The sequence below is a fragment of the Streptomyces sp. DG2A-72 genome (genome assembly GCF_030499575.1).
GTDB lineage: Bacteria > Actinomycetota > Actinomycetes > Streptomycetales > Streptomycetaceae > Streptomyces.
This window is the reverse complement of record NZ_JASTLC010000001.1, coordinates 8,633,627-8,648,982: the sequence shown is the minus strand read 5'-3', so window position 1 is coordinate 8,648,982 and position 15,356 is coordinate 8,633,627. Positions and strand designations below refer to the sequence as shown.

Below are 15,356 nucleotides of genomic sequence, written 5' to 3'. Positions count from 1 at the left end.
CGCCCGGCTGTTCGTCAGTCGATCTGTGCCGCGAATGCCTGGTACGCCCTGTCGTCGAAGAGGACGAATCTGACCTCCTCGACCTGCGTTTCGGTGGTCCTCACCGTCTCCACCGCGATCCGCGCCGCGTCCTCCATCGGCCAGCGGTACACGCCAGTGGAAATGGCGGGGAATGCTACGGTCCGGGCGCCCAGCTCGTCGGCCACCCGTAGCGCTTCCCGGTAGCAGGAGGCGAGGAGGTCGGAGCGGTCGTCGGTGCGGCTGAAGACCGGGCCGACAGTGTGGATCACCCAGTGCGCGTCGAGTGCGCCCGCCGTCGTGGCGACGGCCCGGCCGGTGGGCAGGCCCTTGCCGTACCGCGAGGCGCGGAGCTTGCGGCACTCCTCGAGGATCGCGGGGCCGCCGCGCCGGTGGATGGCGCCGTCGACGCCGCCTCCGCCGAGCAGGGAGGAGTTCGCCGCGTTGACGATCGCGTCGGCGGTCTGCCGGGTGATGTCGCCCTGGACGAGGGTGATGGTGGTCATGTCTGCCTCAGCTTCCTCCAGACCGCCTTCGCCGCGTTGTGCCCCGACATGCCGTGCACTCCGGGTCCGGGCGGGGTGGCCGAGGAGCAGATGAAGACGGCCGGGTGGGGGGTGCTGTACGGGAACAGGGACAGCTTGGGCCGCAGCAGGGTCTGGAGTCCGGAGACGGCGCCGGAGGCGATGTCGCCGCCGACATAGTTGGCGTTGCGGGCGGCCAGCTCGGGCGGGCCCGCGGTCGCGCGGGCGAGGACCCGGTCGCGGAATCCCGGTGCAAAGCGCTCCAGTTGGCGCTCGATGGCGTCGGTGAGGTCGCCGGTCCAGCCACTGGGGACATGGCCGTACGCCCAGAAGACCTGCTTCCCGGCCGGGGCCCGGGTGGGGTCGATGACACTGGGCTGGACCGTGATCATGAACGGTTTGTCGGGTGCCCGGCCCTCCCGGGACGCGGCGCGCAGGGCGGCGCCGATCTCCGCCCTGTCCGCGCCGATCTGCACGGTCCCGGCGGCACGGGCCTTAGGCGCGGTCCACGGCACCGGGCCGTCCAGCGCGTAGTCGACCTTGAAGACTCCGGGGCCGTAGCGAAAGCCCTCGTAGTACCGCCCGAAGCCGGCGATACGGGCCAGGGCGGTGGGTGAGGTGTCGAAGACGTAGGCGCGCGCCGGCGGCAGGTCGTCGAGGCGCTTGACCTCGTAGTCGGTGTGGACGGTGCCGCCGAGGTCCTTCAGATACGAGGTGAGCGCGTCGGAGATCGACTGGGAGCCGCCGCGGGCCACCGGCCAGCCGCGGGCGTGCGCGGCCAGGGCGAAGACCAGGCCGATGGCGCCGGTGGCGAGGCCGCTCAGCGGGGCCATGACGTGGGCCACGAGTCCGGCGAACAGCGTCTTCGCGCGCTCGTCGCGGAAGCGGCGGGTCAGCCAGGTCGACGGGGGCAGGCCGACGAGGCCGAAGCGGGCGAGGGTCACCGGGTCCCGGGGCAGCGAGGTGAGTGGCAGGGACATGAAGTCGTGGGCGAGGGTGTCCCACCTGGGCAGGAAGGGCTCGACCAGCCTGCGGTAGGTGCCCGCGTCGCGTGGCCCGAACGATGCGGCCGTCTCGGCGACCGACCGGGACAGCACGGCCGCGGTGCCGTCGGTGAAGGGGTGCGCCATGGGCAGCTCGGCGTGCAGCCACTCCAGGCCGTGCCGCTCCAGGGGCATGGCTCGGAACGCCGGTGAGTTGATGCCGAGGGGGTGCGCGGCGGAGCACGGGTCGTGGCGGAAGCCGGGGAGGGTCAGCTCCTCGGTGCGGGCTCCCCCGCCCACGGTGTCGCGGGCCTCGAAGACGGCCACGGAGAAGCCGCGCCGGGCCAGCTCCACGGCGGCCGTCAGTCCGTTCGGCCCCGCACCCACCACGACCGCATCGAGCATCGACGGCACCTTCGGACTCCTTTGTCAGCCGATGGCCACTGAAGGATCAGGATATGCCGGGGCACTGACAGTCCTCGCGCCGCGGTGGGGCCGGGCGTGCGTCGGGGAGAGCGGAGCCCGGTCGGGGCGCCGTCATCGGATCCACGGGTACGGCTCGGACAGCAGCTCCACGACCCGGCGAGCCGTGGCCTCGTCGCGTGCCGCGGTGAACGGCAGTGCGTTCCCGCCCGTGACGCGGAACGGCTCCCCCGAGAGCGTCAGGTGGGCGCCCCCCGCCTCCTCGACCAGCAGCAGGCCCGCCGCATGATCCCAGGCGGCCTCCCAGGAGAAGGCGACGGCGTCCGACTCGCCGCGGGCGACGGCGAGATACTCCAGTCCCGCCGAGCCACAGGCGCGCGGTGCGACGCCGTCCGTCCACAGGCTGAGCAGCGCGCGCTTCTGCTCGTCCGTCGTGTAGTCCGGGTGGGAGGTGGCGATGCGGAGGTCCCGGCCGGGCGCGGGCGGGCCGGCGTGCAGCCGCTCGCCGTCGAGGAAGGCGCCACCACCCCGTACTGCCGTGGCCAGTTGGTCGCGCGCCGGTGCATAGGTCCAGGAGGCGAGCACCACTCCGCGCCGGGCGAGCGCGACCAGGGTGCAGAAGCCGGAGTCGCCGTGTACGAACTGCCGTGTTCCGTCGACGGGGTCGACGATCCAGACCGGGGCGTCGTCCTGTATCGCCTCGTACGTCGCCGGGTTGGCGTGCACCGCTTCCTCGCCGACCACCACGGAGCCGGGCAGCAGCTTGCCGAGTGCCTCGGTGAGGTACTGCTCGGCCTTGCGGTCGGCGTCCGTGACCAGGTCGTGCGGGCCGGCCTTCTGGTCGACCTCGTGCGCGGCCAGCCGGCGGAAGCGCGGCATGATCTCGGCGGCGGCCGCCTCGCGGACCGCGTCTTCCACGTCGGCGGAGTGACGCGTGAGAAACTCGTCGATGGTTTCGATGTGCTCGATCATGCCTCCATGAGAGCACGCACCACTGACAATCCCCGCCCGCCCCATGTACCGCGGGTGGAATGGGGATGAACACCCCTCTTCGGACGTTCAGCGCCCCACCGCGTACCCCTGCATCCCCCGCGGATTCGCGGCCGCCGACAGAATGCCGCTCTCCGGATCCCGTGCGACCGCGCACAGCCGCCCCTCCGACCACGGCTCGCCCACGGTCACGTCGTGTCCGCGCCGCCGCAGCTCCGCGACGACCTCCGCGTCCGTTCTGGACTCCACGGTGACACTGCCGGGGCGCATGCCGCGCGGGTAGAACGAACTGGGGAAGCTGTCGTTGTGCCAGTTCGGAGCGTCGATCGCGCCCTGGAGGTCGAGGCCGCCGCGGACCTGGGCGCGCAGGGCAACCGCGAGGAAGAAGTGCAGCTGCCACTGGTCCTGCTGGTCCCCGCCGGGCGTGCCGAACGCCATGACCGGCACCCCGTCGCGCAGCGCGATCGACGGCGTGAGAGTGGTGCGCGGCCGGCGCCCCGGGGTGAGCGAGCCGGGCAGGCCCTCCTCGAGCCAGGTCATCTGCAGCCGGGTACCGAGCGGGAAGCCCAGTTCGGGCACGACGGGGTTGGACTGCAGCCAGCCGCCGCTGGGTGTGGCGGCGACCATGTTGCCCCAGCGGTCGACGACGTCGAGGTGGCAGGTGTCGCCGCGCGTGTGCCCGTCGGAGGCCACGTCGGGCAGGCCCGCGAGCTTCTGGACGGTCGGCTCACCGGCGCCCATCGGGTCGAAGCCCGGAACGTCGGGGGCGACCACGCGCGCGTGCGCACCGAGTCGCGGAGTGCGCCCACCCGGACTGCCGGGCCGCAGCTCGTGCGAGGCCTTGTCCCCGACGAGCGCACGCCGCTCGGCGTTGTAGTCCGCCGACAGCAGCTCGTCGAGCGGCACGTCGGCCGCGTCGCCGTACCAGGCCTCCCGGTCGGCCATGGCGAGCTTGCAGCCCTCGATGAGCAGATGGACGTAGTCGGCGGATCCGCAGGGCGGCAGTTCGTGCGGGAGCAGCGCCAACTGCTGGAGCAGGACCGGCCCTTGGCTCCAGGGTCCGGCCTTGCACAGGGTCCAGCCGTTCCAGTCGTACGTCGCCGGCGCCTCGTATGCCGCGGACCACCCGGCGAGGTCGGCGGCGGTGAGCGTGCCGGAGTGCCGCTCGCCGCTGGTGTCCATGGTGGGGCGCGCGGACTGCCGTACCAGCGCCTCGGCGATGAAGCCGCCGCGCCACACCTCACGCGCCGCCTCGATCCGCGCGTCCCGGTCCCCGGCCCCGGCGATCTCGGCGAGCAGCCGCTTCCAGGTGGCCGCGAGAGCGGGATTGCGCAGCAGTGCGCCGGGCCGGGGTGCCTTCCCACCCGGCAGGTACAGCTCCGCCGACGACGTCCACTCCGACTCAAACAGCTGCCGTACGGTCTCGACGGTGGCGCCGACGTTCTCCACGGGCGCGTGCCCGTGTTCGGCGTACCCGATGGCGTACTTCAGGACGTCGTCCAGGGACTTGGTGCCGTGGTCGCGCAGCAGCAGCATCCAGGCGTCGAACGCCCCGGGCACCGCGGCGGCCAGCGGTCCCGTGCCGGGTACGAGGTCCAGGCCGAGCCCCTTGTAGTGCGCGACCGTCGCACCGGCGGGGGCGACGCCCTGCCCGCACAGCACCCGTACCTCACCGTCCGCGGGCGCGAGCAGGATCGGCACCTCGCCGGCGGGCCCGTTGAGATGCGGCTCCACGACGTGCAGCACGAAGGCGCCCGCGACGGCGGCGTCGTATGCGTTGCCGCCGTCCTCCAGCACGGCCATCGCGGACTGCGAGGCCAGCCAGTGCGTGGACGACACCATGCCGAAGGTGCCCTGGAGGGTGGGGCGGGTGGTGAACACGGGGGACTCCGTCCTTCGGGGCGAACGTCCGGCGATGGTACTCACCGGCCGAGGCGCACGGCCGCCCGGCGCCGGAATGTTTTCCCAGGTCCGCACGTTGAAAGCCGATCAGGGACATGAGGGAGGCAGATCGGTGCACGGCGAGTACAAGAGGCACGCGCGCGTGGCGAGCGATTTCTTCCTCGAACCCGACGAGGCGCTGGACGCCGTGCCCTCGCGCAGGCCACCGACTGGACCGACTACGACTGGCAGCTGATCCACGAGGGCCCGCAGTCCCCCGTGATGCACATGGCGCTCGACAAAGTGCTGACCGCGCAGGTCGCCGCGGGCCTGCGTCCGCCGACGCTGCGTGTGTGGGAGCGGGCTCCCCGGAGTGGACGGCCAGGATGCCGTAACCAAAGTGCAGTAAATCGCCCATAGTTGCCCCAATCGCACGAGGTGCGGTCACGGCGCAGGCACGGAGCGAAGTTGCACTTTCAACCCACAGGGACTCGTGTGACACTGGCGTCCCGTCCGCAGTGCGGACCCCGTCCGCACCGTCCCCCACGAGAAGTGCGCCGTGCGTTCGCTACCCCTGCCGCTCACCCTCTCCGCGCGTCTGGCCCCGGTCGCCGTGCTCGCCGTGTCGGGCTGGGCCCTGTCGTCCGGTCCCTCGACGCCGGCCGCCGAGAACAAGCCCGGCCAGGACAACGGCTCCCAGTCGCCGACCGCACCCGCCACCGCGGCGGCGTCGAAGGCGTACGACGCCGCGCCCGCCCCGTGCACGAGCATTCCCGTGAAGACGGTCAAGTCGCTGGTCCCCGGCGCCAAGACGGCCGGCAAGGAGATCGCGTCCACGGACTCGAAGGTGCGCCGCACCTGCTCCTGGAACGCCCTCAAGGGCTACGACTACCGCTGGCTCGACGTGTCCTTCGAGGTGATGGACTCGGAGGAGGCGGCGGAGAAGTCGTACAAGCAGCGCCTCTCGGACGACAGCGGCGGCGGTGACGTACCCGGCCTGGGCGACGCGGGCTACTCGGTGGTGAACCTCACCACGCAGGACAAGCAGCAGACCCGCGAGGGCGTGGTGGTGGTCCGCTCGTCCAACGCGCTGGTGGTCATCACCTACAACGGCAGCAACTTCGAGTCGAAGAAGGCGCCCAGCACGGACGAGATCAACAAGGGCGCCATCAAAGCCGCCAAGGACGCGGTGGCGACGCTGGAGGACGGCCAGAAGAAGGGCTGACCGTCCTCCCGCTCCGGTCAGACCGTGGTCTTCTCCCTGCCGCGCAGCAGCATCAGACCCAGGTACAGCACCATCGAGGTGCCCAGGCCCACCGCCCAGCCGTAGTCCGCCAGCGACGACAGCGCCGGGATGGGCCGGCCGTCGATCAGCGGGTCGAAGTCGGCGCCGCCGATGGCCAGCACGCCGCCGACCACGAAGGCGACGACCGCCCGCCAGTTCCAGCCGCCCTCGTACCAGTAGCGGCCGCCCGAGCGGTACAGATCGAGCAGGTCGAGCTTGCCGCGGCGCAGGATCCAGTAGTCGGCGATGAGGATGCCGGCGACCGTGCCGAGCAGCCCGCCCACCAGGCCGAGCCAGGTGAAGATGTAGCCCTGCGGGTCGGAGTACAGCTTCCACGGGAAGATCAGCACGCCGATGACACAGGTCGCGAGCGCACCCGCCCGGAAGGTGATCTTACGGGGCGCGATGTTGGAGAAGTCGAAGGCCGGGGAGACCAGGTTGGCCGCGACGTTCACGGACAGCGTTGCCACCAGCACGGTCACCAGCGCGAACAGCAGGCCGACCACGTTGTCCGTCTTGGCGGCCAGCTGTACCGGGTCCCAGATCGGCTCGCCGTACACCGCCTGCGAGCCGGAGGTGACCATCACCGACAGGAACGCGAACAGCGTCATGGTGGTGGGCAGGCCCAGCGCCTGGCCCCACATCTGCGCCTTCTGGCTCTTGCCGTAGCGAGTGAAGTCCGGGATGTTCAGCGACAGGGTGGACCAGAAGCCGATCATGCCCATGAGGGAGGGCCAGAACAGCTTCCAGAAGTCGCCGCCCCAGCCCAGCTTGGAGGGCTGGTCGAGCAGCGGGCCGAAACCGCCGGCCTTGTTGCTCATCCACACGAGCATCACGAGCGCGCCGACGATCACGAAGGGCGCCGCCCAGTTCTCGAAGCGGCGGATCGTCTCCATGCCCCGGTAGATGATCGCGACCTGGATCGCCCAGAAGATCGCGAACGACAGCCACATCGTCCAGGCGTACCCGCCGACCTTCGCGGCGTCGCTCCAGCCGTTGCCGATGAGCTTTCCGGCCAGGAAGTAGATCGCCTCACCGCCGATCCAGGTCTGGATGCCGAACCAGCCGCAGGCGACCAACGCCCGTACGACGGCAGGCAGGTTGGCGCCGCGTATCCCGAAGGAGGCGCGCGCGAACACCGGGAAGGGAATGCCGTACTTGGGTCCCGCGTGCCCGGTGAGCAGCATCGGGACCAGCACGATCACATTGGCCAGGGCGATGGTGAGCACCGCCTGCTTCCAGTCCATGCCCACGGCGATCAGACCGGAGGCCAGGGTCCAGGAGGCCGTGTTGTGGGCCATGCCGACCCACAGCGCGGAGAAGTTGTACGTGGTCCAGGTGCGCTTCTCGACGGGAACCGGCAGCAGGTCCTCGTTGGCGTAGGCACCGCCCGGAGCGGGGGCGTCCGGGGCGATCTCCACCCGGCCGTCGGCGAGGGTGACTTGCGTGGACGGCGGTGTGGCCGTGGGAGCGGTGTCGGTCATGGGCAGGCCAATCAGGGGAGGTTGGGACGGGAGAGGCCGTGCGGGTGGCGCCGAGGGGGGTGCGGCCCGAAGCCGTTGAGACGCGGGGCGGCCTGGGTCCCCTTCCCGGGAACGGCGGGAAGGGGACGTACAAGGGGGACGGGCATCGGCTGCCCGTGAACTGCTAGCCGTTGACGGCCGGGATCACCTGCGACCCGTACGCGTCGATCGTGGCTTCCTGAGCGTCGTGCATGTCGTACACGGCGAACTGGTCGACGCCCAGCTCGCGCAGCGCGTTCAGCTTCTCGATGTGCTTCTCGACCGGGCCGATGACACAGAACCGGTCGACGATCTCGTCGGGCACGAACGCGGTGTCCGGGTTGTCGGCGCGTCCGTGGTGGGAGTAGTCGTACCCCTCGCGCGCCTTGATGTAGTCGGTGAGTTCGTCGGGGACGGCGGCGGAGTGTTCGCCGTACTTGGACACCAGGTCGGCGACATGGTTGCCGACCATCCCGCCGAACCAGCGGCACTGCTCGCGGGCGTGGGCGAGCGCTTCGGGTGAGTCGTCCTCGGTGACGTAGGCGGGGGCGGCGACGCAGATCTTCACGTCGGACGGGTCACGTCCGGCCGCGACCGCCGCGTCCTTGACCGCCTTCACCATGTACTCGGTGAGATACAGGTCGGCGAGCTGAAGGATGAACCCGTCGGCCTCCTCGCCGGTCATCTTCAGGGCCTTCGGCCCGTACGCGGCCATCCAGACGGGGAGTTGGGCGTCCTCCTTGATCCAGGGGAACTTGATGACCGTGCCCCCGAGGTCCGCCTCCTGACCGGAGCCGAGCGCCCTGATGACCTTCATGGCCTCGCTGATCCGGGCCAGCGTGTTCGGCGTACGGCCCGCGACGCGCATCGCTGAGTCGCCGCGGCCGATGCCGCACACGGTGCGGTTGCCGAACATGTCGTTGAGGGTGGCGAACGTGGAGGCGGTGACCTCCCAGGTGCGGGTGCCCGGGTTGGTGACCATCGGGCCGACCGTCAGCTTCGTGGTGTTGGCGAGGATCTGGCTGTAGATCACGAACGGCTCCTGCCAGAGCACCGCGGAGTCGAAGGTCCAGCCGTAGGTGAAGCCGTTGCGTTCGGCCCGCTTCATCAGGCTGATGACCTTCGAGGCCGGCGGATCGGTCTGCAGGACGAGTCCGAAGTCCATGGGGCCACTCCTAGTTGAGGTACTGACAGGTGGAGCGCGGGGTGTAGACGCCGTGACCCGCGCGTCCGGTGTACTCCCGCTCGTTGATGACGACGTCGCCCCGCGACAGGACCGTCTCGACGCGGCCGATGGTGCGCTTGCCCTCGTACGCCGAGTAGTCGACGTTCATGTGATGCGTCTCGGCGGACATGACCTGCTCGGCGTGCGGGTCGTAGATGACCACGTCGGCATCGGCGCCCGGCGCGATGGTGCCCTTCTTCGGGTACATGCCGAACATCCGGGCCGGGGTGGCGCAGGCGATCTCGATCCAGCGCCGACGGGAGATGTGCCCGTCGACGACGGCCTGGTGGAGCAGGTCCATCCGGTTCTCGACGCCCGGCAGACCGTTGGGGATCTTGGAGAAGTCACCCCGGCCCAGCTCCTTCTGGCCCACGAAGCAGAAGGGGCAGTGGTCGGTGGAGACGACCTGGAGGTCGTTCGTGCGCAGGCCGTTCCACAGCTGGGCCTGGTGCTCCTTGGGCCGCAGGGGCGTGGAGCACACGTACTTCGAGCCCTCGAAGTCGGGCTCGGCGAGGTTGTCGGTCGACAGGAACAGATACTGCGGGCAGGTCTCCCCGAAGACGGGCAACCCCTCGTCGCGCGCCCGGGCCAGCTCGGCGACTGCCTCCATCGCCGAGACGTGTACGACGTACAGGGGCGCACCGGCGACCTGCGCGAGCTTGATGGCACGGTGGGTGGCCTCGGCCTCAAGCAGGGCCTTGCGGACCTCACCGTGGTACCGGGGGTCGGTCTCGCCCCGGGCCAGCGCCTGCTGGACCAGCACATCGATCGCGATGCCGTTCTCGGCGTGCATCATGATCAGGCCGCCGTTCTCGGCGGAGCGCTGCATGGCGCGCAGGATCTTGCCGTCGTCGGAGTAGAAGACGCCCGGATACGCCATGAACTGCTTGAAGGAGGTCACCCCCTCCTCCACCAGCAGGTCCATCTCCTTCAGCGTCTCCTCGTTCACATCGGAGACGATCATGTGGAAGGCGTAGTCGATCGCGCAGTTGCCCTCAGCCTTGGCATGCCAGGTGTCGAGGCCTTCGCGGAGGCTGTGGCCCACGCTCTGCACCGCGAAGTCGACGATCGTCGTCGTACCACCCCAGGCGGCGGCCCGGGTGCCGGTCTCGAAGGTGTCGGAGGCGAAGGTGCCGCCGAACGGCAGCTCCATGTGGGTGTGGGCGTCGACCCCGCCCGGGATCACATACTTCCCGGTGGCGTCGATGACCCGCTCGGCCGTCCAGGCCTCGGCGGCGGGGGCGCCGGAGGTGGCGAGGGCGGCGATACGGCCGTCCTCGATCAGGACGTCGGCGTGGATCTCGTCGGATGCGGTGATGACGAGGCCGCCGCGGATGACGGTACGGCTGCTCATGGGTTGACTCCGCTGGGTTGTGGTCGGGTGCGGGTCGCCGGTGGCTGGTCGTGCAGTTCCCCGCGCCCCGGAAGGGGCGCGGGTACCGCCTGGTCTTACGGGGCTGTCAGCGGGCCGTACGCCTCCGGGCGGCGGTCGCGGTAGAACTGCCAGCGGTCGCGGACCTCGCGCAGCTTGGCCATGTCCAGGTCGCGGACGACGAGTTCGGTCTCCTTGTCGCTCGCCACCTCCCCCACGAACTGCGCCTCCGGGTCGACGAAGTACGTCGTGCCGTAGAAGTCGTTGTCGCCGTACTCCTCGACACCCACCCGGTTGATCGCACCGACGAAGTACTCGTTGGCGACCGCCGCGGCAGGCTGCTCCAGCTGCCACAGGTAGGCGGACAGGCCGCGCGAGGTGGCCGACGGGTTGAAGACGATCTTGGCACCGGCGAGACCCAGTGCCCGCCAGCCCTCCGGGAAGTGCCGGTCGTAGCAGATGTACACACCGATCTTCCCTACGGCCGTCTCGAAGACCGGCCAGCCCACGTTGCCCGGGCGGAAGTAGAACTTCTCCCAGAATCCCGGCACTTGAGGGATGTGATGCTTGCGGTACTTGCCGAGGTACGAGCCGTCGGCGTCGATCACCGCGGCCGTGTTGTAGAGGACGCCGGGCTGCTCCTCCTCGTACATCGGCAGGACGAGCACGATGCCGTGTTCCTCGGCGAGCGCCTGGAAGCGCCGGACGATCGGGCCCTGCGGGATCGCTTCCGCGTACTCGTAGAAGGCCTTGTCCTGGACCTGGCAGAAGTAGGGCCCGTAGAACAGCTCCTGGAAGCACAGGACCTGAGCACCCTGCGCGGCCGCGTCGCGGACCGCCTGCTCGTGTACCTGGATCATCGACTCCTTGTCGCCCGTCCACGCGGTCTGGAAGAGGGCGGCACGAATCACTCTGCTCATCGGGACCTCCGGTCGCTCGGTGTGCTGGGGCGAGCGTCGGAAGTGCCGTCGTCCGCCCGAAGGGCGGGCCCTGCGGCGTCCGGTGCGCGCTCTCGGCGTGCCGGGCGCAAGTCCTCGTACTGGATGTACTTGGGCTTGTGCCCGGTGCGGCGAGAGTGCGTGCCGGGCGTCGTGGGGCAGACGGCACTTCCGACGCTCGCCCCAGGAGCCTAGGAAGTCCGAAGAGCCGGTTTGAGTTGCACGGTGTCACGTCTGCGGGCGTCCGGCGTGCCACGGTGTCACCCTGTCGTGGGCCCATGTTTCACCGCCGTTTTCCCAGGTCGTCGCATGTTTCAGCCCTGTTGCGCGTCATGCGCGAGGAGCGCGATGTGCACCGAGGCGGCCTGCTCGAAGTCGTCGAGGTCGACACCTAGCCGCCCCTGTATCGCCTCCAGCCGGCGATACAGCGCGGGCCGTGAGACGTGGTGGAGCTGTGCGGTGCGGGACTTGTTGCGGCCGGAGGCGAGATACGTCCGCAGTACGGCCAGCAAGTCCTCCTCCGGCTCGCACAGCAGCCCGTCCAGCTCCCGCTCCGCGAAGGACTGCACATGCGGGTCGTCGCGCAGCAGCCGGATCAGGCCCCGCAGATGTACGTCCTTCAGGCGTACGACGGCCGGGAGGTCCAGGACCGCCGAGGAGTCCGCAACGGCGTCGGCGACGTGCTGTGCCTCGCGCAGTCCGGCCGGTACGTCGTCCCAGGCGATCCGCGGACCGGCCGCGGCGACCACGGACTCCCCCGACCCCGACTCGGTGCGCAGCCGCGCCGCGAAGTGCGCCGTCATCCCCTCCGCGTCCTGGTCCCGGGCCAGGCTGAGCAGGACGGCGGTGGCGCCCTCGGCGAGTTCGGCGACCAGGCCGGACAGCCCCAACAGGCGGAGCATACGGTCCAGTTGGGCCGGATCGCCGTCACGGACGACGAGCGGCACGAAGGTCCGCAGGTTGACCGGGAGCCCGGCCGCCCGTGCCCGGGGCAGCAGCTGCCTGGCCGGTACGACACCGCTCACCAGGTCGGTGAGCAGTCCCTGCGCCGACTCCTCCTCCCATGAGTGCGCGGTGCCGCCGCCGAGCATGCGGTGCAGCACGAGGGCCTCGGCGGCCCGGTCGGCGAGCAGCCGTCCGGCGGCCGTGTCGCCGCGGTACCCGCAGAGCATGATCTGCCCCCACCGCTCCCCGCGCCCGCCCAGCTCGGCGCGGATCCAGCCGTCCCCCTCGCTCCCGCCCGCCTGCCGGGCGATCCGCTCCCAGTCCCGCAGCACGTCGTCCACCGCGGGCCGCTCCCCCGCCGTGGCGAGGACGCGGTGGGCGAGGTTGGTGACGACGACGGGGCAGGCGCTGTGGTGGGCGACCTCGTCGAGCAGGCGTTGCAGCGGGGCGCCCGCGGTGATCAGCCCGGTGAGCGCGGTCCGTACGGCCTCGGAGAGGCTGACGGCGGCGAACTTCCGCCGCACCAGCCGGGACTGCACCTCCTCCGTCAACTCGGCGAAGGGGAACGGGCGATGGAGTACGACCATCGGCAGCCCGCACCGCTCGGCCGCCCGGCGCATCACGTCCGGCGGGGCCGGGAAGGCGCGGCCGAGTCCGAGGACCACGGCCGCGGCCTCCGCGCGGTGCAGGGACCGGATGTACTCGGCCTGCTTGTCCTCGTCCCCGGCCAGCAGCACGCCCGTGGTCAGCACCATCTCGCCGCCGCTGAGCATCACGCCCACGTCGGCGGCCTCGGCGACATGGACCCAGCGCACGGGCCGGTCGAGCTGGCTCGCGCCGGCCACCACCTCGGGCTCCCCGGCGAGCACCCGTTCCAGGGTGAGCACCTGGCGCACCGACAGAGCGGGTTCCAGGGTCTCCAAGGTCTCGAAGGCGGTGGTGGTCATGGCGTGATCCCTTGCTCAGGTTCTGCTACTGGGTGCTCCTCAGAGCGTGTTCGAGGATCGCGGCGCCCTCCTCGGCCTCCGCGACGGTCAGGGACAGCGGCGGGGCGATCCGCAGGCCGCTGGTGTTGTGGCCGCCGCCCTTGCCGAGCAGCAGCCCGCCCTCGCGGGCCGCCTCCAGCACGGCACTCGCGGCCTCCGGGTCGGCCTGGTCCGTGCCGGGCTTGACCAGTTCGACGCCGATCATCAGTCCGCGCCCGCGCACCTCCCGTACGCCGGGAATCTGCGCCGTGACGGCCCGCAGCCGTTCGATGAGCAGTCCGCCGACGCGCCGGGCGTTGCCCTGGAGGTCGTGCTCCAGCAGATACGTCAGGTTCGCGAGCCCCGCCGCCATGGTGATCTGGGTGCCGCCGAACGTCGAAATGGAGTTGGCGTCCAGGCAGTTCATGATCTCGCCGCGGGCGACGACCCCGCCGATGGACATGCCGTTGCCGATGCCCTTGGCGAAGGTGAGGATGTCGGGCGGGCCGCTCCGGGAATGCGCCTGCCAGCCCCAGAAGTGCTCGCCGGTGCGACCCCAGCCGGTCTGCACCTCGTCGGCGATCCACAGGATGCCGCGCTCGCTGAGCACCTCACGGAAGGCGGCGTACAGCCCGTCCGGCGGGGAGGTGAAGCCGCCGACGCCCTGGATCGGCTCGGCGATCAGCGCGGCGGGCGGGCGGGTGTGGCCGAGGAGGTCCGTCAGGTCCTCGACGCAGGCCGCGATGAACTCGGCGTCGCTCAGGGAGGCGTACGGGCCGCGGGTGCGGACGCCGCCATGGACGTACAGCGTCTGCAGCGGGGACAGCGAGGTCGGGGACCAGCCGCGGTTGCCGGTGATGCCGACGGCGCTGAAGGACCGGCCGTGGTAGCTGTTGCGCATGGCCAGGATCGTGTTGCTGCGGCGGTATGTCGTGGCCAGCAGCAGCGCGGTGTCGTTGGCCTCGGTGCCGGAGGTGGTGAAGAAGACGCGGGCGTCCGGGATGCCGGACAACTGGGCGATCCGCTCGGCCAGTTCGACCATCGGCCGGTTGAGGTAGAGCGTGGACGAATGGATGATCCTCCCGGCCTGTTCGCTCACCGCCTTCGTCACCTCGGGCAGCGCGTGCGCGGTCATCGTCGTGAGGATGCCGCCGAAGAAGTCGAGGTACTTGTTGCCCTGGGAGTCCCAGACGTAGCGCCCCTCGCCGTGCGTGAGCTCCAGCGGGTCCTCGTAGTAGAGGGCGAGCCAGTCGGGCAGGACGGCACGGTGGCGTCCCAGCAGGTCCTTGGTCACGGCTGCACCAGCCCCTCGTACGCGTCGGGCCGTCGGTCGCGGTAGAAGGCCCACTGCTGCCGTACCTCTTCGATGAGGTCGAAGTCGAGGTCCCGGACGACGAGTTCCTCGCCCTTGTCGCTCGCGGTCTCCCCCACGAACTGCCCGCGCGGGTCGACGAAGTACGACGTCCCGTAGAAATCGTTGTCGCCGTACTCCTCCTGTCCGACCCGGTTGATCGCGGCGACGAAGTACTCGTTGGCGACGGCGGCCGCGGGCTGCTCCAGCTGCCACAGATGGGCGGACAGACCGCGCGAGGTGGCCGACGGGTTGTACACCAACTGGGCGCCGTTCAGACCGAGTTGCCGCCATCCCTCCGGGAAGTGGCGGTCGTAGCAGATATAGACGCCCACCTTCCCGACGGCGGTGTCGAAGACGGGCCAGCCGACGTTGCCGGGCTTGAAGTAGTACTTCTCCCAGAAGCCCTTGACCTGCGGGATGTGATGCTTGCGGTACTTGCCGAGGAAGGTGCCGTTGGCGTCGATCACGGCCGCGGTGTTGTAGTAGAAACCGGACTGCTCGACCTCGAAGACCGGGACGACGATCACCATGCCGGTCTCGCGCGCGAGATCCTGCATACGACGCACGGTCGGCCCGTCGGGCACCGGCTCGGCCCAGCGGTAGTGCTCGGGCTCCTGCACCTGGCAGAAGTAGGGCGCGTTGAAGACTTCCTGGAAACCGATGATCCCGGCGCCCCGGCGAGCCGCCTCCCGGGCGTACTCCTCGTGTTTCGCCACCATGGACTCGGTGTCGCCGGTCCAGGTGGCCTGGACCAGAGCGGCACGAACGACGTTGGCCATGAGCTGCTCCTTCGACGGGACGTCAGAGCCTCTACGCACGTAGACACTGCCGTAGAGGGTCGAAAGTAAGCCTCGGGGACAGCCTTGCCAAGACCATCGTCGTTAACCCGCTGAGTCGATCATGTTTCACACTCCCGCGGGTGAGTCGGATGACCTCCCAGTCCGTACTGGT

At 70.3% G+C, this 15,356-nt stretch carries 12 protein-coding genes and 1 pseudogene; 2 read left to right on the top strand and 11 right to left on the bottom strand.

Annotated elements, in window-relative coordinates; all coding sequences use genetic code 11:
• Positions 1-14: 14 nt before the first annotated feature.
• From QQY66_RS41145 to QQY66_RS41130, 4 genes are all read right to left on the bottom strand, one after another.
• Positions 15-524: an O-acetyl-ADP-ribose deacetylase gene (locus QQY66_RS41145; protein ID WP_301985503.1), complete on the bottom strand. Its 510-nt coding sequence runs from the start codon at positions 522-524 to the stop codon at positions 15-17.
• Positions 521-1,930: an NAD(P)/FAD-dependent oxidoreductase gene (locus QQY66_RS41140; RefSeq protein WP_301987661.1), complete on the bottom strand. Its 1,410-nt coding sequence runs from the start codon at positions 1,928-1,930 to the stop codon at positions 521-523. The genes QQY66_RS41145 and QQY66_RS41140 overlap by 4 nt, the downstream gene beginning before the upstream one ends.
• A 132-nt stretch (positions 1,931-2,062) precedes the next feature.
• On the bottom strand, positions 2,063-2,920 hold the full coding sequence (locus tag QQY66_RS41135) for an inositol monophosphatase family protein (protein ID WP_301985502.1): 858 nt from the start codon (positions 2,918-2,920) through the stop codon (positions 2,063-2,065).
• Between the two features lie 87 nt (positions 2,921-3,007).
• The gene (locus QQY66_RS41130; protein ID WP_301985501.1) at positions 3,008-4,819 is read right to left on the bottom strand and encodes a gamma-glutamyltransferase family protein; all 1,812 of its coding nucleotides are present in this window, start codon (positions 4,817-4,819) and stop codon (positions 3,008-3,010) included.
• A 151-nt stretch (positions 4,820-4,970) separates the two neighbouring features.
• Here QQY66_RS41130 and QQY66_RS41125 point away from each other — a divergent pair.
• Together QQY66_RS41125 and QQY66_RS41120 are read left to right on the top strand one after the other, a co-directional pair.
• Positions 4,971-5,179 (top strand): annotated as a pseudogene (locus QQY66_RS41125) (lipoate--protein ligase family protein); the annotation flags it as partial.
• A gap of 199 nt (positions 5,180-5,378) precedes the next feature.
• On the top strand, positions 5,379-6,044 hold the full coding sequence (locus tag QQY66_RS41120; RefSeq protein ID WP_301985500.1) for a hypothetical protein: 666 nt from the start codon (positions 5,379-5,381) through the stop codon (positions 6,042-6,044).
• Between the two features lie 17 nt (positions 6,045-6,061).
• Here the strand turns inward: QQY66_RS41120 and QQY66_RS41115 are convergent, their stop codons facing one another.
• The 7 genes from QQY66_RS41115 to QQY66_RS41085 form a co-directional block, all read right to left on the bottom strand.
• Positions 6,062-7,588, bottom strand: coding sequence for an NCS1 family nucleobase:cation symporter-1 (locus QQY66_RS41115; RefSeq protein ID WP_301985499.1), 1,527 nt, complete (start codon positions 7,586-7,588; stop codon positions 6,062-6,064).
• 163 nt (positions 7,589-7,751) lie between these two features.
• Entirely contained in the window at positions 7,752-8,771 is a 1,020-nt protein-coding gene (locus tag QQY66_RS41110; RefSeq protein ID WP_301985498.1) for a TIGR03842 family LLM class F420-dependent oxidoreductase, read from the bottom strand.
• 10 nt (positions 8,772-8,781) lie between these two features.
• Complete coding sequence (gene hydA, locus QQY66_RS41105) at positions 8,782-10,185, bottom strand: dihydropyrimidinase (RefSeq protein ID WP_301985497.1); 1,404 nt, start codon at positions 10,183-10,185, stop codon at positions 8,782-8,784.
• Between the two features lie 95 nt (positions 10,186-10,280).
• The gene (locus QQY66_RS41100) at positions 10,281-11,123 is read right to left on the bottom strand and encodes a nitrilase-related carbon-nitrogen hydrolase (RefSeq protein WP_301985496.1); all 843 of its coding nucleotides are present in this window, start codon (positions 11,121-11,123) and stop codon (positions 10,281-10,283) included.
• A gap of 332 nt (positions 11,124-11,455) precedes the next feature.
• Positions 11,456-13,033 (bottom strand): PucR family transcriptional regulator, encoded by a 1,578-nt coding sequence (locus QQY66_RS41095; protein ID WP_301985495.1) that lies wholly within the window; start codon positions 13,031-13,033, stop codon positions 11,456-11,458.
• Positions 13,034-13,058: 25 nt separating this feature from the next.
• Positions 13,059-14,345: an aspartate aminotransferase family protein gene (locus tag QQY66_RS41090; protein WP_301985494.1), complete on the bottom strand. Its 1,287-nt coding sequence runs from the start codon at positions 14,343-14,345 to the stop codon at positions 13,059-13,061.
• Positions 14,342-15,184, bottom strand: coding sequence for a nitrilase-related carbon-nitrogen hydrolase (locus QQY66_RS41085; protein ID WP_301985493.1), 843 nt, complete (start codon positions 15,182-15,184; stop codon positions 14,342-14,344). Before QQY66_RS41085 ends, QQY66_RS41090 begins: the two co-directional genes overlap by 4 nt.
• Between the last annotated feature and the right edge of the window lie 172 nt (positions 15,185-15,356).